The following is a 15,181-nucleotide window of genomic DNA, read 5'->3' on the forward strand; positions in this document are numbered from 1 at the left end:
TTGCTTATAATTTAAATAAATTTAATGATATTTTATGCTGCGTTAGATATAATCAAAATTATAAATTTAAGGTGTTAAAATGGCATATCAAGAGAAAAAATGGCAAAATTTCTATGAAAGAGCATGGGCTATAAGGGCTGAGTTTATGAGTAAATTTATAAGTGGGGGGGGGTATAACGCTTTACAAGTAATTTCAGAGTTGGAGAAAAGGGAGCGACATTATACCCTTGCAGTTAATGATAATGGCGATTATGAATGGCGAAAAAAAGAGAGCCAGAGCGAGAAATTTAATTTTGTAGATATTCCGTATTATGGTGTAACTTCCCTAAATGGTATGACTATTTTAGTCCCATATTATACTAAAACAAGCTTTATTGATTTTATTATCGATGCTTTGTCATTTGATGAGTATGATAGTGTAATCGAGCTTGGGTGCGGATATGGTAGAAATTTATTTAAGATATTTTATAATGGCGGTGGGATAAATTTAAGATATTTTGGTGGCGAATTTACTAATAGTGGTGTAGAGATGGCTAGAAAATTAGCAGATATTGAGCCTAAGATGAAGGCTGAGTTTTTCCATTTTAACCACTTAAAGCCTAAATTTGATAAGAATTTGGATTTTGGTAAGCGTGTTTTAGTCTTTACATCTCATACGATTGAGCAGGTTAAAGAGATTCCAGATAATTGGTTTAAATCTGTAACAAGTATCGCTCCATTTGTGAGATGTATTCACGCTGAACCATTTGGGTTTCAAATTCAAAATTTAGGCGAAGCTAGTAAAAATCATAAAGAGTATTTTCTTAAAAATGGCTGGAATTTAAATTTTGCTAAAACTTTGAAAAAAGCTAATCAAAATGGAGATATAATCATTGAAGATGCTTTATTAGAATATAGTTGTGGTACTGACCCATTTAATCCAACTTCGATTGCTGTGTGGAGATCGGTTTAAAAAAGTATAATCTATATTTATAAGGCGTTCGCTAGTTTTGGTAGCTAGTGAGTATTATCTAGTGGATTGCTCCTAGTTTTAGCCTTTGGTATATTTGACACTGGCTTTCTAACTCTTTATCTGTGCCAAATCCTACGATTTTACCAGAGCTAATAACCGCTATTTTATCAGCATTTTTGATGGTTGATAGTCTATGGGCTATTACTATTACTATCTTTTCTTGACCTAAGTTTTCTATGGCTTTGGTTATCTCTTGTTCGCTTTCATTATCTAATGCGCTTGTTGCCTCATCAAAAATTAAAATTTGAGGATTATGGTATAAAGCCCTTGCGATAGCAATTCTCTGTCTTTGACCGCCACTTAGATTAGCCCCATACTCACTAAGCATTGTATGTATGCCACTATCTAGCTTTTGGACAAAATCATATGCGTTTGCCATTTTAAGTGCATTTATAACCTTATTATCATCTAAAGGCGCTCCATAAGCGACATTAGCAGCGATTGTATCATTAAATATATATACTCTTTGAGTTACTAGGCCTATATTTTCTCTTAAGCCTTTAAGTTTAAATTCACTTATATCATTTTCATTTATTAGTATTGTTCCTAAGTCTGGATCATAAAATCTCATTAAGAGATTTATAAGTGTGCTTTTACCGCCACCGCTACTTCCTACTAGGGCTATCATTTGACCTTTATATACTTTAAGGTTGATGCCATTTAATGCTACCTTATCTCCATAGCTAAATTTGAGATCTTGGATTGTGATTGAATTTACTTTATGCGGGAAGTCAAGCTTGCCATCAACTATATTTGGGCTCATATCAAGTAGCTCAAATGTCCTTTGACTAGCTACTATAGCATCTTGCATTTGATTGTATATAGAAGTTAGCCTTTTAATTGGCGTATATAGCATAAATAGTGCTGTAAGAAAGCTAAAGAAGCTCCCAACTGTGATCTCTCCATTTATAACTTGTTGGCCGCCTATTATAATAGTAATGGCAATGCCAATAGAGCCTAGCGTCTCCATCATCGGACTTACTAGGGTATTTACCTTGACGGATTTTAAATTTAATTTAAAGATTTTATCGTTTTGAGTGTCAAATTTCTCTAGCTCCTTACCTTGTGCGTTACTAGCTTTTATGATCTCAATATTAGCAAATATCTGACTTAAAACAGAGGTTATATCGCCTGAGGTTTCTTGTGAAGTTCGGCTTATCTTTCTCATCTTTTTAGCCAGTCTTGAGAGTGGATAGAGTGCTGCTGGCAAGACTATTAGAGAAAATAGTGCTAGGGTAGGGCTTTGATAAATCACCACACAAAGCAAACCAATAATAGTTACAAACTCACGCACTAGCTCTGGGATTAAATTTGATACTATAGAGCGAATTCTCTCTATATCGCTCATAATCCTACTCATAAGCTCTCCACTTCTATATTTATGAAAAAAGCTCATATCAAGGGTTAATATATTTGCTAGTTGATTGTGTCTAAAGCGTCTTACTATATCTTGTCCGATATAGGCTGTGAAATATACTTGTAAGTAGATCCCAAGGCTCTTTATAAAGTATATCCCAATAATCGCATATGGAAGCAAATATAGTAAATTTTCATCTTTTTGGATAAAGATATAATCTAGCACAGGCTTAACAAGCCAAGCTGATACCGCAGTCCCAACACTAGCCATAATCATTCCGATAATAGCTATGATAAATTGTGGTATATACTCCTTATAATATGATTTAAATCGTCTAAAAACCTCTGCTATTCCGTCCATATTTTCTCCCATTTTACTCCATTTGGCGTATCCATTATAGCCACGCCAAGGCTATTTAATTCATCTCTTATCAAATCAGCTTTTTTATAATCCTTAGCCGATTTAGCCTCATCTCTAGCTTTTATTAAATTCATAATTCTCTCTTTTTGCGTTTCATCAAATCCATATTGAAACCACTCAAATTCATCTTGATATAATATCCCAAGAGTATCTTTGATAAAATTTAGATTAGCCATAATTGTGGATTTTAAGGCTTTATTTTTTGGCTCTTTATCTAGATTTGTGTTGGCTTGATTTACCATTTCATCAATTTTAGCTAGAGCCACCGAGATATTTAAATCATCGCTTAAAGCATCTAAAATAGAGTTTTTAAACTCCCCTTTAGCCTCATTAGCTTCAACCCCACTTAATCGCTTTTTAAGCCTATAAATTTTATCAAGACGCTTTTTGCTAGAGAGTAGATCAGCTATATCGTAGTTGAAATTTGCTCTATAATGGCTACTCATTAAATAAAATCTCACCGCCTCGCCTGGAGCAATATCTAACGCATCTTTTATGAAAAATGAGTTACCTAAGCTCTTACTCATCTTCTCATTATCTACTTGTATAAATCCATTATGCATCCAGTGCTTAGCCAACTCTTTATGATATGCACACCTACATTGTGCGGCTTCATTTTCGTGGTGCGGAAAGAGCAGATCAGCCCCACCAGCGTGAATATCAATAGTCTTACCAAATATATTTGAAATCATCGCTACACACTCTGTATGCCAGCCAGGACGCCCCTTGCCAAATGGACTATCATACCAATTCTCATCAAATTTCCATAAAACAAAATCTTTTTCACTTCTTTTGGAGTTGTTGCTTTTTACTCTAGCGATGAGATTTTCATCTTTTCTACCGCTTAAGCTTAAATATTTTTCATCTTTGCTAGTATCAAAGTAAATTCCATCTTCAAGCTTATATGTTACTCCATTTTGCTCTAGCTTTAAGATATAATCTATAATAGAGTTTAAATAACAAGTAGCCTTAGGCTCTATATCAGCGTTTAATACATTTAGGGCTTTCATATCACTAATGTATCTATCTATATAATGTGTTGTGATCTGCTCTAAAGTTTGATTAGTTGATTGCATTTTGGCTAAAATTTTATCATCTATATCAGTGAAATTTTTAACAAATTTAACTCTATATCCAAGCGCTATCAAAACCCGCCTAAGAAGATCAAAGCTAATGCTAGATTTAGCATGACCTAGATGAGCATCATCATATACAGTTGGGCCACATACATATATATTTATCTCATTGCTATTTAGTGGTTTTAACTCAATTTTTTGCTTTAATGCTGTATCATAAATTTGCATATATAAACTCCCTTAACTCTACTAATAAATAGCCAAAAATTATAACTAAAATTATGGTAATTAAATTTATCCTACTAAGGCTTATATCTAAAAATTGCTTAATACCAAATATAAAAATTGAATATCCTAGCAAAAATACTCCGCTAATAGTGCTAGCTAAAGCTAATCCACTAGCACCAAGAGGCTTAAATAAGATTAGGCATAAAATTGTGTTGATAAATAGTGAGTATATGGCGATTTTGGCTGCGATTTTTTGTTGCATTTTGGCATATAGCCAAAGCGAAAATAGCTTATAAAGTCCAAAAGGTAAAAGCCCAAGTATATACATTTGTAAAACCTTAGCCGATTCTATGGTATTTTGCGAATTAAACTCCCCTCTTTGAAATAGCAGCCAGATAATCTCTTTAGATAAAATATATCCGCCAATTGTAGAAAATATAAGCAAGAAAAATAATAAATTAAAGCTTTTTTTAAGTAAATTTATAGCCGTTTCATCACTATTTATCTTAATGGCTTTTGAAATTTTAGGGAAAATCGCAGTTGATAAAGCAATGGCAAATAGTGCTAATGGCAGTTGAAAAATTCTATTAGCATAATATAGGTAGCTTATGGCTCCAGTAGCTAAGAAACTAGCGATAAATGTGGAGATAAAATCGCTTAATTGATTTGCGCTACTACCAATTATCCCGTGAGTAAAATTTTGCCAAAAACCCTTAGCTTTAGCTCTTTTGCCTTTTATAAACTTAGCCATTCCAAGGGTTAATAATCGAAGTAAATTTAGCCTTTTAAGTGCGATAATATGGGATAAAACTTGGATAAATCCACCAACTACAACGCCCCAGCTAAGGTATAAGGCTGCGCTTTGCTGATCTAGATTATTAGCTAAAAATAGAGCCGTTATCATAGAGAAATTTAAAAATGCCGTGCTAAAAGCAGTAGTGGCAAAGTGATTTTTGTATTGTAATAGTGCTGATAGTAAGGTAACTATAAAAATAGCCAAAAGATACCAAAAATTAATCCGCACCAAAGGCACAGCAAGAGCTATAATCTCATCGCTAAATCCATAAGCCAAAGCCTTTGTAACAAGCGGAGCAAAAAGCATAACTATCAAGCTTAGAATTAGCATAGCAATGGTAAGTTTGATTAAAATTTCAGTAGCAAATAACCCTTTTTTACTTACCTTAACTAAATTTGGCATAAAAGCTTGAGAAAATGCCCCTTCGCCAAAGAGTCTGCGAAAGAGATTAGGTAGCTTAAACGCTACAAAAAATATATCGCTCCAAATGCTTGCACCAAGAGCATTTGCTGTCATTAAATCTCTGATAAATCCAAGCACCCTAGAGCATAAAATTCCAATACTATTTGTAAAAAAATGTCTAAGCAAATATCTATTTTCCTAAATTTAATTTTACTATAAATTTATAATTAAAATAAGCAAAATGGCACCTTGATAAATGCCTAAGATTTATCACTATAATTAAATGAAAATATCCATATAAAAGCTATTTATAAATGCTTATTAATTTATCTTAAAATATTAAAAATAAGTTGATATTATACTCTAAAAAAAGTTAATATTAATATATTTTTTAGTAGAATATCTGAATTTAAATTCTCAAAGGAGCAAAGGTGTTATTTACCAAAGCTAGTGAATATGCTATGCTATCATTAATATTATTATCGCAAGCAAACTATCCAAAAGATGTAGATACTATATCATCAGAGCTTGGAATTTCAAAAAGTTTTTTAGCTAAAATCTTACAAAATTTAGCAAAAGCTGGGATATTAAACTCTTTTAAGGGGGCAAATGGCGGATTTGTTTTAGCTGATAAGCCATCAAATTTGACTATTAAACATATTTTAGAGAGTGCAGAAAAGCGTAAAGTAAATGTATTTGAGTGTGCAAATTCTAGATGCGATTGCCCTAGCAATAAAGGAGATGGGTGCCAAATTTGGCCTATATTTAACGACTTGCAAGGTCGAGTTGATAACTTTTTAGACCAGATAACATTAGCTGATATTATGAAGAAATAGTTTGGCTAAACGCAATATTTTAACCATGGTGGCGCCATTTTTAGCGCCAGTTATAAAGGCTAAGAGTCTAACTGTAGTTTTTGTCATTATAGCTATTTTGGCTATTATCATTGTGCCTTTACCTAGTGGGGTGCTTGATTTTTTCTTAGCTCTATCCATAGCTATATCTGTGCTTATAATATTAATCTCTATTTATGTACCCAAACCAACAGATCTTAGCACATTTCCTACTTTAGTTTTGATAGTTACTCTATTTAGATTAGCACTTAATATAGCAACTACTAGAATGATTTTAAGCGAAGGTCATAACGGACCAGAGGCTGTAAGTGATATTATCGCTAGTTTTGGTAAATTCGTAGTTGGTGGCAACTATGTAATTGGCGTGATTGTCTTTTGTATTTTGGTGCTTATAAATTTTATGGTTGTAACTAAAGGCTCAACCCGTGTAAGTGAAGTTCAAGCTAGATTTACCCTAGATGCGATGCCAGGAAAGCAGATGGCTATTGATGCGGATTTAAATGCGGGGTTGATAGATGAGCAAGCAGCTAAGCAAAGGCGTCAAGATATAATATCTGAAGCGAATTTTTATGGAGCAATGGATGGTTCATCTAAATTTATAAAAGGTGACGCTGTAGCTGGTATTATCATTACAATTATTAATATTATTGGTGGGTTTTTGATTGGTGCTTTTGAGCATGATATGGCTATCAAAGATGCCGCTTCTACATATACTATTCTTACAATTGGAGATGGATTGGTAAGCCAAATTCCAGGTCTTATCACATCAACTGCAACGGCTATTATTATAACTAGAGCTAGCAAGGATGAGGATAATTTTGCCGAAGGGGTCGTATCCCAGCTACTTGGCGAGTATAAAACGCTTTTGATAGTTGGTTTTATACTTTTTATGTTTGCTTTAGTTCCAGGCCTTCCGACGCTATCGCTTGGATTTATGGGGCTTTTATTTTTAGGAATTGGCTTTATTTTAAAGCAGATAGAAGATGGCAAAATCGATTTTAGTGCGATTAAAAGTGATAAAAATAGCCCCCAATCATCAGACGCTACAGGTAAATCCACTCAAGCATCTACAAGCAAACTTCCTAAAAAAAGCGAAGAAGAGATCGCTATGGAAGAGCAAGCTAAGATTGATGATATTTTAAAAATTGAAATTTTAGAGCTTGATTTAGGCTATGGGCTTTTAAAGCTTGCCGATGGTGATTTGATAGAGAGAATTCGTGCTATGAGGCGAAATATGGCTACAATGCTAGGATTTTTAATGCCTAAAATTAGATTAAGAGATAATATCTTGCTTGGACCAAATGAGTATAAATTTAAGTTAAAAGGCGTAGTAATAGGCTCTGGCGTGGTTTATCCTGATAAGTGCTTAGCTATGGATAGCGGATATGTGAGTGCTGATATTGATGGCATTGCGGTAAAAGACCCAGCTTTTGGGCTTGATGCTTTGTGGATTGATCAAAATTATAAAGAAGATGCGATATTAAGCGGATATACAGTCGCTGATGCGGCTAGTGTTATATCTACTCACATGAGCGAATTAGTCAAGCAAAATGCGAGTGAATTATTAACCAAGCAAGAGGTTCAAAATATCCTTGATAAGGTAAAATCAGAATACTCTGTAGTGGTTGATGATACGCTAAAAGTAGTTGGTGTGGGAGTTATACAAAAGGTATTAAGAGCTTTGCTTAAAGATAATATCCCTATTAAAGATATGCTTAGCATACTTGAGGCAATTAGCGATGTGGCTGAAGTTAGCAAGAATTTAGATATGATAATTGAGCATGTTCGAGCAGCCCTAGCAAGGGTGATAACTTCTATGTATGTTGATGAGAATGGTCAGTTAAATTTTTATATCCTAGAAGCCTCAGCCCAGCAAAAGCTAATAGACAGCCTAAGCTATAAAGATGGTGCATACACTATGATGATAAATGTAGCACAAACTTCAGCCATAGTAAGCGCATTAAGAGCAAAAAGAGAGAATCGCCCTATAAGCGAACAAGGCGATATGGTGCTTTGCGTTGAGCCTAGTATTCGTAAATTTATAGATAGTATAGTGCAGAATTTCTCAATCGATATTGCTGTGCTTAGCTTTGCTGAAATTGCACCAAACACGCAGTTTGAGACACTTGGGACTATAGAGATACCAGAACTTTAATAAAGGAATAAAATGAAAATTTATCATCTTAGTCATACTGATTTAGATGGATACTCTTGTCAGTTTGTTAGTAATTTTTATCTTAAAAATATTGAATTTTATAACTCAAATTATGGAAAAGAGATTGATAAAAAAATGTCGCATATCATCTCTAAAATTGGTAATGATAAGGCTGTTATTTTAATTACAGATTTAAATTTAACCAAAACTCAATGCCAAAGCTACGAAGAGCAACTCAAAGATAAAAATGTTAAGTTAATTTTATTAGACCATCATCAAACTGGTGCTGAGTGCTCACAGATATTTCCTTGGTACTATCTTGATAACTCTAGGAGTGCTACTAAAATTTGTTATGATTTTTTTAGTGCGATGTTTGGGGCTGATGAGAGGCTAGAGGCGTATTGTAATGTGGTAAATGCGGTGGATATTTGGCTAAAAAATGATCCAAATTTTGAGCTTGGTAAGGTCTGTATGGGGGCAATTGCTGGAGCTAAGGAGATAAATAAGGTTATGTTTGAAAAGGAGCATATAGAGTATATCTTCTATCTTATTAAAAATTTTTGCGAATTCTTAAGCTTAAATAACGCCCATATCGAGCTTGATAATAGACTTCATGGAATTAAAAAAGAGTTTTTTTACCTTAAAAATGATGATACTCTAAGCAATCTAAATTCAAATTATCTAGTTAGGCATCTTACTTCAAATAGTGATAAATTTAGCATTGATTATCGTGGGAGTAGGGGAATTCTAACCTATAATATAGGGAGTGCTAGCGTGATTGGAAATGACTTTTTAGTAGCAAATCCTGAGTTTAAATTTTTCATTGATATAACTAGTAAAAAGAGTATGAGTTTTAGATCAAATGGGGATTTTGATGTAAGCCAAATGGCAAAAGAGCTTTGTGATGGAGGTGGGCATAAAAATGCTAGTGGTGGGTTTTTTGCTGGATTTGTAGATAGTTATAATTATGATGAGATAAAATCACAAGTGGTAAATTTGATTAATAAAAAAACAGGAGAGCAATAATGAAAAATTATGAAAATGATGTGACTTTAGAGGAGATGAGCTATGAGCTTGAGCTAGCGACTCTTGGTATGTTGTATTATGCTGGGGTTAAAAAGGAGCTGATAAATGAGGCCTTTGATAGATACATTGATGTTATAGATGATGTGCTAGAAGATAGCGACGCAAACGGCGTAGATGAGGTTATAGCTGTAGTAGAATATATGAAAAAGAATTATCCAGAGCTATTTAAGTAGCCTTTTGGTTTTATATCTTAGTAGTCTAATGGCAAATTGACTCTTTTTATTTAGCGTTTTATAATACCTATAGATATTAAATTTAAACCTACTAATCTGAATTTGAGTAAAAATATGCTCTAATTCATCTCTCTCTTTTGCTGTTAGATTGCTCAATTTGTCCCCTTTTTGATTTAAGAAGTGAATTATACTTTATGAGTTATTAAATATCAATAAATTTTTTGCATACAATTTATATTTTCACATATTTAAATTTTATGATTATAAGCAGTTAGGTATATCAATTGCTAAATAAATTTGATAATTTTAATATTTTTGCTTAAAATACTTGACAAAGGTTGGCTCAATGTTGTATAATTAACTTAGCAATTAAATATAAAGAGTGCTAATAATGAAAGTAGATAAGAGAGATTTAATACTAGAGTCTATCATTCATGCATATTTAGAAGCAAATGAGCCAATTGGGTCTAGTGAGCTTGGTATGAGAATGAATATAGCTATCCCGGCATCTACTATTAGGGTATATTTTAAAAAGCTTAGCGATGAGGGGGCGATCACTCAACTACACATTAGCGGTGGGCGAATTCCTACAGCTAGTGCGATGGAGATTTATTGGCAAAATAGACTTAAATTTAGCCCAATATTATCTATAAATAATATTGATTTACTAAATTTTTTAGTTTATAAAAATGATATTTATTGCATGATTTTTGAAAATCAAAAGCTATTTTTAAAAGATGTTTTAAATCTTAAAGATCGCTTTTTAGTTCTTGATTTTAACACTCAGAGTATATCTATTAAATTTAGCTCAAAAGTTGAAAAATTTTTAAGCAATTTAATTGGAGTTAGCTTAGAAGAGCTAGATCACATCTCTATGCAAGTGGGACTAAGTGAGCTAAGAGTTAAAATTAAAGCTTTAAAAAGAGAGGAGATTTTATTTCAAGAAAATGAGAAAATTGCTTTTGAAATTTGTAAAGATGATAGTATAAAGGCGATTTTAGATCCATCATTTGGTAATAATTTTAATGGAAATTTAGCCTTTAGTCCGCTATTTTCTACTGGCTATATGGGATTAAAAACTGATGTGATATATCAGGGCAAACCAGCTATTATGCTTTGTGCTAGTAGCGTTTATAGCGATTATGAGAAGTTTTTAAGTATGTTAAAGGAGGCTGCGTGAGTCAAGATATAGATGAAAATTTAGATGACAATTTAGCTTTAAATGAGCAAGATTGTCAAGATTGTAAGCAAGATGAGCAAAGCGAATTAGATAGTGAGTTAGCTAAGGTTAAAGAGGATTTGATAAGAGCTACTGCGGATTTTGAAAATATCAAAAAGCGTTTAGAGCGAGAAAAGGCTGAAGCTTTGAAATTCGCAAATGAGAGCTTTGCTAGAGATCTTTTGCCAGTTATTGATGCTTTGGAGATTGCTGCGAATTTACAAAGTGGCGATGATGAGATAGCAAATAAGATAAAAGATGGTATAAACTTAACCATAGAGCAGTTTAAAAAGTGCTTTGAAAAGTATGGTATAAAGGAGATTGATACTAGCGGTGAGTTTAACCCAGAAGTTCATAACGCTATAAATTATATAGAGACAGAGGAGGTAGAAAGTGGCAAGATAGCTACTGTTTATCAAAAAGGTTATCTATATAATGATAGAGTTTTAAGACCATCTATGGTTGTAATAGCAAAATAGTTTAATGGAGAAAATATGTCAAATACTGAAAATTCACAAAGAGTCCAAATAGCTAATGAAAGCTTGGATAGTGTAAAAAGTACAGGCTTTTATACAGCTATAGCAAACTCAGCCAATGAGCGTTTAGAATATTTGCGTAAAAAAGAGATAGAAAAAGCCAAGCAAGGGCAAAGAGTGGAAAATAGCCAAATTATTTCTATTTTTTCACTATGTGTTTCGGTCATCTCAGCTTTTGTAGCTTTTGGGTCGGCATACATTGCTAGGTCACAAAAACTTATAAACCAAAATATGCAAGCTATTGAAATTTGGAGGGAAATAGGTAAAAATAAAGAAAAAAATTTTTTCTTGTCACGAGAAAATGTCTTTTATAGACGACTACAAACAAGCAATACTCGCATTTGACATGTTAGAAAGTTTTTATGAAGACTCTAGAAATTTTTATGAAATCCTATGCTATGGCTATATTAAAGGAAATATTGACAAAAAATATTTTAAAGAAATGTATAAAGATAGCTTAAGAGATTTCATAGAAAACAGCATAAACAAGGAGTTCTATACAGAACCAACAACAAAATATACTTATACAAATGAAGTATATAAAGAATTTAAATTAATTTTAGGAGAAGATATGATAACACAAGAAAATAGTTGTAATGGCATAAACCATAATGCATTATTTGATGATTTGATACTATTATATTTATATGAAATTGATAGTGTCAGCGGGGATGATATAGAAAAAATTTTTGCACCACATCATCCCCAATTGGTAAATAATGTTATTTGTAATAGGAGAAATAAAACTTCTTATCTTAATGAAAATATTGACTACATTAAATATGATGAGAAAACTGGGGAGTTATCTATTACAGATAAAGGAAAAAGAGAGATAGAGAAAAGATATCAAGGAAGAAGAAAATAGGTGCACAATTTGTGTGATTTATTGTTTAATAAACTAATTTCAAGGAGAAAACAATGGCAAAAGTAATAGGAATAGACCTAGGAACAACAAATTCATGCGTAAGCATATATGAAAGAGGCGAAAGCAAAGTAATCCCCAACAAAGAGGGTAAAAATACAACTCCAAGCGTTGTGGCTTTTACTGATAAGGGAGAGATTTTAGTCGGCGATACAGCTAAACGCCAAGCAGTAACAAATCCAGAAAAAACCATATTTTCTATAAAAAGAATTATGGGTCTTATGATGAATGAGAAAAATGCCGTGGAAGCAAAAAGCCGCCTTCCATATCATATAGTAGATAGAAATGGTGCGTGTGCTGTTGAGATAGCTGGTAAAACATATACTCCACAAGAAATTTCAGCTAAAGTATTGATTAAATTAAAAGAAGATGCTGAGGCGTTTTTGGGTGAGAGTGTTACTGATGCGGTTATAACTGTGCCTGCATATTTTAATGATAGCCAAAGAAAAGCTACAAAAGAAGCTGGAACGATAGCAGGATTAAATGTACTTAGAATCATAAATGAACCAACAGCGGCGGCTTTGGCTTATGGTTTAGATAAAAAAGAGGCCGAAAAAATCGTAGTTTATGACCTAGGTGGTGGGACATTTGATGTAACTGTGCTAGAAACTGGAGATAGCGTAGTTGAGGTTTTAGCAACAGGTGGAAATGCCTTCTTAGGTGGAGATGACTTTGATAACCGCTTAATTGACTTTTTGGTAAATGAATTTAAAAGTGAAAGTGGAATAGACCTTAAAAATGATGTTATGGCTCTTCAACGCTTAAAAGAGGCTGCTGAAAATGCCAAAAAAGAGCTAAGTAGCGCTATGGAGACAACTATAAATCTACCATTTATCACAGCTGATGCCACTGGGCCAAAACACCTTACAAAGACTATTAGTAGGGCTAAATTTGAAAGTATGATAGATGATTTGGTATCTCAAACTATCACAAAAATAAATGAGGTAGTAAAAGACGCTGGTATAAGCAAAAGTGATATAAAAGAAGTAGTAATGGTAGGTGGCTCAACTCGTGTTCCTGTAGTGCAAGAAGAGGTCAAAAAAGCATTTGATAAAGAGCTAAACAAATCAGTAAATCCTGATGAAGTTGTAGCAATTGGTGCGGCTATCCAAGGTGCGGTTATAAAAGGCGATGTAAAAGATGTTCTTTTGCTAGATGTTACACCTCTTAGCCTTGGTATTGAGACTCTTGGTGGGGTTATGAGTAAATTGATAGAAAAGGGCACCACAATCCCAACTAAAAAATCTCAAACTTTCTCAACTGCTGAGGATAATCAAAGCGCAGTTACAATCAATGTACTCCAAGGCGAAAGAGAGTTTGCTAAAGATAATAAAAGCTTAGGTAATTTCAATCTTGAAGGAATTATGCCAGCTCCAAGAGGTGTGCCACAAATTGAAGTTACATTTGATATAGATGCAAATGGAATTTTAACCGTTTCAGCAAAAGATAAAGCCAGTGGTAAAGCTCAAAACATAACTATCAGTGGCTCAAGCGGCTTAAGCGAAGAAGAGATAAATAAAATGGTAAATGACGCTGAAGCTCATAAAGAAGAGGATAAAAAGAGAAAAGAGGCAGTTGAGGCTAGAAATGGTGCTGATAGCTTAGCCCATCAAACTCAAAAATCTCTTGATGAGCTTGGCGAGAAACTTCCAAGCGAAGATAGGGCTAAAATCGAAGCAGCCTTAAATGATCTAAAAGAGACATTAAAAGATGAGAGTGCTACAAAAGAGCAAATCGATATAAAAGTAAAAGCTCTAAGCGAAGTTAGCCATAAACTAGCTGAAGCTATGTATCAAAATCAAACCGCTGGTGCCAACGCACAAGATAAGAAAAAAGATGATGATGTCATAGACGCTGAAGTAGAATAAAATTTAAGCTAGCCTAATTAAGGCTGGCTTAAATATAGATATATCTCATCGGCTAATAAGAAATTTGGATTATAAATTCTCCCATTTTTTAATATTAATTTTCTCTCTTTGATTAAAATTTCAGCTGTTTTTTGCATATTTGAACTTAAATCGCTTAAGCTTACGCCAATAATGCTCCTAAGACCTAAAAATACTCTTTCACTTCTTTTATCCTCAAGGCTTAATTTTTCAATGCTTTTTTTAAAAGGGTTGGCTATATAATTTTTAAGATTTGTCGCACCCTTATATCTTTTTAGCCCAATTGTCCCCACAGCATACGCACCAAATCCATAGTAGTCATCGCCTTGCCAGTAGCTTAGATTGTGATTACAAATTTGACCAAAATTAGATATTTCATACTGCTTAAATCCGATATTTTCAAGTGAATTTATAAGATATTTAGCTAGGATTGGGCTATCTTTTTGATATGATATTTTAGAGCTAAACTCACTCTCAAGCATTAAGCTATAGGCTGATATATGTGTAATTTCTAGCTCTTTTAAGGCTTGAATTTCGCTAGATATTAAGGCTTTAGTGTCAAGTTTTGTGCCATACATTATATCAACATTTATATTTTTAAAACCAGCTATTTTGGCATCTTCTACAGCTTTAAATACTCTTTTTGAGTTGTGAATTCTGCCTAAAAATTTAAGCTTTTTTTCATTAAAGCTTTGAGCCCCAAGGCTTAAGCGATTTACGCCAAGCTCTCTCATATGATTTAGCCACTTCAAATTTGCTGAGTTTGGGTTTGCCTCACTTGTGATCTCACAATCTTTATTTAAATTTGGTCTTAAGTATTCAAAAATTTCATCATACAACCTAGCATCTACGCTACTTGGAGTGCCACCACCTATAAATATTGTGGAGATTTTATCATTGAATTTGATATTTTTTATCTCTTTTGTAAGGGCTTTAAAATACTCTTTAGTTATAGCAAATTGATCGCTATGAGAGCCAAAAGCACAATATGGGCACTTTGATTCGCAAAATGGAATGTGTATATAGATATGCAAAATTTGTCCTAAAATTTATTCTAAA

At 33.2% G+C, this 15,181-nt stretch carries 15 protein-coding genes; 10 read left to right on the forward strand and 5 right to left on the reverse strand.

The window, feature by feature from the left end; translation table 11 throughout:
• The first annotated feature begins 79 nt into the window (after positions 1-79).
• The gene (locus CSUIS19073_RS00485; RefSeq protein ID WP_086242079.1) at positions 80-952 is read left to right on the forward strand and encodes a hypothetical protein; all 873 of its coding nucleotides are present in this window, start codon (positions 80-82) and stop codon (positions 950-952) included.
• 58 nt (positions 953-1,010) lie between these two features.
• Here the strand turns inward: CSUIS19073_RS00485 and CSUIS19073_RS00490 are convergent, their stop codons facing one another.
• From CSUIS19073_RS00490 to murJ, 3 genes are read right to left on the reverse strand one after another with little or no spacing between them, the layout of a single operon-like run.
• Positions 1,011-2,729, reverse strand: coding sequence for an ABC transporter ATP-binding protein (locus CSUIS19073_RS00490; RefSeq protein WP_086242223.1), 1,719 nt, complete (start codon positions 2,727-2,729; stop codon positions 1,011-1,013).
• Entirely contained in the window at positions 2,717-4,093 is a 1,377-nt protein-coding gene (gene cysS / locus CSUIS19073_RS00495) for a cysteine--tRNA ligase (RefSeq protein WP_086236614.1), read from the reverse strand. Before cysS ends, CSUIS19073_RS00490 begins: the two co-directional genes overlap by 13 nt.
• On the reverse strand, positions 4,080-5,477 hold the full coding sequence (gene murJ / locus CSUIS19073_RS00500) for a murein biosynthesis integral membrane protein MurJ (RefSeq protein ID WP_086236615.1): 1,398 nt from the start codon (positions 5,475-5,477) through the stop codon (positions 4,080-4,082). The genes cysS and murJ overlap by 14 nt, the downstream gene beginning before the upstream one ends.
• A 245-nt stretch (positions 5,478-5,722) precedes the next feature.
• On the opposite strand from murJ, the gene CSUIS19073_RS00505 reads away from it, so the two are divergent.
• Genes CSUIS19073_RS00505 through CSUIS19073_RS00520 form a run of 4 tightly spaced genes read left to right on the forward strand, consistent with a single transcriptional unit; the run spans position 5,723 to position 9,559 of the window.
• Complete coding sequence (locus CSUIS19073_RS00505) at positions 5,723-6,127, forward strand: Rrf2 family transcriptional regulator (protein WP_086236616.1); 405 nt, start codon at positions 5,723-5,725, stop codon at positions 6,125-6,127.
• Between the two features lies 1 nt (position 6,128).
• The gene (flhA, locus tag CSUIS19073_RS00510; RefSeq protein WP_236845248.1) at positions 6,129-8,300 is read left to right on the forward strand and encodes a flagellar biosynthesis protein FlhA; all 2,172 of its coding nucleotides are present in this window, start codon (positions 6,129-6,131) and stop codon (positions 8,298-8,300) included.
• Positions 8,301-8,312: 12 nt separating this feature from the next.
• Complete coding sequence (locus CSUIS19073_RS00515; RefSeq protein WP_086236617.1) at positions 8,313-9,326, forward strand: DHH family phosphoesterase; 1,014 nt, start codon at positions 8,313-8,315, stop codon at positions 9,324-9,326.
• Complete coding sequence (locus CSUIS19073_RS00520) at positions 9,326-9,559, forward strand: hypothetical protein (protein WP_086236618.1); 234 nt, start codon at positions 9,326-9,328, stop codon at positions 9,557-9,559. Before CSUIS19073_RS00515 ends, CSUIS19073_RS00520 begins: the two co-directional genes overlap by 1 nt.
• Here the strand turns inward: CSUIS19073_RS00520 and CSUIS19073_RS00525 are convergent.
• The gene (locus CSUIS19073_RS00525; RefSeq protein WP_180379353.1) at positions 9,548-9,715 is read right to left on the reverse strand and encodes a hypothetical protein; all 168 of its coding nucleotides are present in this window, start codon (positions 9,713-9,715) and stop codon (positions 9,548-9,550) included. The two genes, CSUIS19073_RS00520 and CSUIS19073_RS00525, sit on opposite strands and share 12 nt — an antisense overlap.
• Positions 9,716-9,950: 235 nt before the next feature.
• Between CSUIS19073_RS00525 and CSUIS19073_RS00530 the strand changes: the two genes are divergently transcribed.
• The 5 genes from CSUIS19073_RS00530 to dnaK are packed head-to-tail and all read left to right on the forward strand — an operon-like array spanning position 9,951 to position 14,104.
• The gene (locus CSUIS19073_RS00530; RefSeq protein WP_086236619.1) at positions 9,951-10,739 is read left to right on the forward strand and encodes an HrcA family transcriptional regulator; all 789 of its coding nucleotides are present in this window, start codon (positions 9,951-9,953) and stop codon (positions 10,737-10,739) included.
• Positions 10,736-11,257 carry a nucleotide exchange factor GrpE gene (locus CSUIS19073_RS00535; RefSeq protein WP_086242080.1) on the forward strand — a complete coding sequence of 174 codons (522 nt, stop codon included), beginning with the start codon at positions 10,736-10,738 and terminating at the stop codon, positions 11,255-11,257. The genes CSUIS19073_RS00530 and CSUIS19073_RS00535 overlap by 4 nt, the downstream gene beginning before the upstream one ends.
• Positions 11,258-11,272: 15 nt before the next feature.
• Positions 11,273-11,659, forward strand: coding sequence for a hypothetical protein (locus CSUIS19073_RS00540; protein ID WP_086236621.1), 387 nt, complete (start codon positions 11,273-11,275; stop codon positions 11,657-11,659).
• Between the two features lies 1 nt (position 11,660).
• Positions 11,661-12,179, forward strand: a complete 519-nt coding sequence (locus CSUIS19073_RS00545; protein WP_086236622.1) for a hypothetical protein — start codon at positions 11,661-11,663, stop codon at positions 12,177-12,179.
• A gap of 53 nt (positions 12,180-12,232) precedes the next feature.
• Positions 12,233-14,104: a molecular chaperone DnaK gene (gene dnaK / locus CSUIS19073_RS00550; protein ID WP_086236623.1), complete on the forward strand. Its 1,872-nt coding sequence runs from the start codon at positions 12,233-12,235 to the stop codon at positions 14,102-14,104.
• A 17-nt stretch (positions 14,105-14,121) separates the two neighbouring features.
• Here dnaK and hemW read toward each other — a convergent pair whose 3' ends face one another.
• Positions 14,122-15,156 (reverse strand): radical SAM family heme chaperone HemW, encoded by a 1,035-nt coding sequence (gene hemW, locus CSUIS19073_RS00555; protein ID WP_086236624.1) that lies wholly within the window; start codon positions 15,154-15,156, stop codon positions 14,122-14,124.
• Positions 15,157-15,181 lie beyond the last annotated feature (25 nt).

Source organism: Campylobacter sp. RM19073 (genome assembly GCF_024723495.1).
GTDB lineage: Bacteria > Campylobacterota > Campylobacteria > Campylobacterales > Campylobacteraceae > Campylobacter > Campylobacter porcelli.